The organism is Floccifex porci (assembly GCF_009696175.1).
Lineage (GTDB): Bacteria > Bacillota_I > Bacilli_A > Erysipelotrichales > Erysipelotrichaceae > Floccifex > Floccifex porci.
Map to the genome: position 1 here is coordinate 1 of NZ_VUMM01000043.1, position 1,316 is coordinate 1,316.

General features: G+C 31.7%; 2 protein-coding genes. Both read left to right on the plus strand.

What is annotated here, in order from left to right; genetic code table 11:
• The coding region (locus tag FYJ50_RS10435) for a helix-turn-helix domain-containing protein (RefSeq protein ID WP_154461694.1) at window positions 1-459 on the plus strand (459 nt) is incomplete at its 5' end.
• Window positions 399-1,271: an IS3 family transposase gene (locus tag FYJ50_RS10440; protein ID WP_338083018.1), complete on the plus strand. Its 873-nt coding sequence runs from the start codon at window positions 399-401 to the stop codon at window positions 1,269-1,271. The genes FYJ50_RS10435 and FYJ50_RS10440, both read left to right, overlap by 61 nt.
• Window positions 1,272-1,316 lie beyond the last annotated feature (45 nt).

The following is a 1,316-nucleotide window of genomic DNA, read 5'->3' on the forward strand; positions in this document are numbered from 1 at the left end:
GTTTGGGTAAGGGTATTTGATATACATGGTGTTGATGGATTAAAACATAAAAGCAGTAACAGGATATGGACACCTGAAAAAAAGTATGATCTGATAGCTAAGGTATTAGCAGGTAATTCTATTAAATCTACAGCAATTGAAGCTGGTATAAATGTCGGTGAATTATATTCATGGGTGAATAAATATAAACAATCTGGTTATGATGGTTTAAAATGTTTAAAAAGAGGACGTCCTAGAAACGAAGAATCATCTATGATAACAAATAACGATAATAAACCTAAAGAGCTGTCAAAAAGTGAAAGAGAAGAATTAATAGCTCTTAGAAGAAGAAATGAATATCTTGAAGCAGAGAATGCGTATTTAAAAAAAATCGAAGCCTTGGCTATTCAAAAGACGGCATCAGTCAAGGCAAAAAAGCAGCCGTCATCCAAGACCTTGTCAAAGAAGGACATAGATTAGCTGATTTATTAAAGATTTCAGAATTACCTAAATCTACCTATTACTATGAAATAAAAAAGAATAATGCAATATCAAAGAAAGATACAGATCTTATTGAAATAATCAAGGATATATTTAATGAGAATAAGGGGCGTTATGGTGTAAGACGTGTATACTATGAAATCAAAAACAGAGGTATTACAGTAAACCATAAACGTGTACAGAGAATAATGCATTCACTTAAGCTGTTTGGCAAACGTCCTAAAGAAAAATATCATTCATATAAAGGTGAAATTGGCAAAACAGCAGATAATATCATTAACAGAAACTTTAAAGCAGATGCACCTTATGAGAAAATTACAACTGATGTATCGCAGTTTAATTTTTCATGGGGTAAGTGTTACTTATCTCCTGTAATTGATATGTATTCAAATGAGGTACTCGGATATGATCTTTCTTTGAATCCTAATCTTGTACAGATATCACATATGTTAGATATGACATTTTCCAATATGCCACATACCAAAGACACGATATTTCACAGTGATCAGGGATGGCAGTATCAGCATAGCAGTTTTATCAGTGAATTAAAGAAACATGATATCATTCAATCAATGTCGAGAAAAGGTAACTGTTATGACAACTGTATTATGGAATCATTCTTTGGACGTATGAAAAATGAGATGTATTATGGTCATGAGAAAGACTTTGAATCATTTGAAGAATTTAGCATAGCAGTTGATGAATATATCTATTACTATAACAACAAAAGAATTCAATCCAAAACAAAATGGATGCCTCCTGTTGTATACAGAGAAACATCCATGTGTTAAACTCAATTCAAATTAACGTATGTCCAGAATATTGGGTACATATCA